Origin of the sequence: Vibrio sp. S234-5, from assembly GCF_000960595.1 — a bacterium.
In the GTDB taxonomy this organism is placed as follows: domain Bacteria; phylum Pseudomonadota; class Gammaproteobacteria; order Enterobacterales; family Vibrionaceae; genus Vibrio.
In genome coordinates, this window is record NZ_JZAM01000117.1 from 1 (window position 1) to 482 (window position 482).

Annotated in this window: 1 protein-coding gene; it reads left to right on the forward strand. The window is 48.1% G+C overall.

Features of this window, described 5'->3' with window-relative positions; all coding sequences use genetic code 11:
* A partial coding sequence (locus UF06_RS04360; RefSeq protein ID WP_045569348.1) for an efflux RND transporter permease subunit occupies positions 1–482 on the forward strand: 482 nt, incomplete at both ends.

The window sequence follows — 482 nt, forward strand, 5'->3', positions numbered from 1 at the left end:
CATCCAAAACACCATGAACGATGTAAACAAGATTCTGTCGGATCAACCAGAGGTAGAATACGCGCAGGTATTTAACGGTGTTCCTAACTCGAACCAAGCGTTTGGTCTAGCAACACTTAAACCTTGGAGTGAGCGTGAAGCCAGCCAATCTGAGATCACCAAACGTGTTGGTGGATTAGTTGCAAGCGTCCCAGGCATGTCAATCACGGCATTCCAGATGCCAGAACTGCCTGGTGCGGGTTCAGGTCTACCAATTCAGTTCGTTATTACGACACCAAACAGCTTCGAAAGCTTGTTTACGATCGCAAGTGACGTTCTAACAGACGTAGCCAGCAGCCCGATGTTCGTCTACTCGGATTTAGATCTGAACTACGACTCTGCAACCATGAAGATCAAGATCGATAAAGACAAGGCGGGCGCATACGGTGTGACGATGCAAGACATCGGTATCACGCTAAGCACCATGATGGCTGATGGCTATT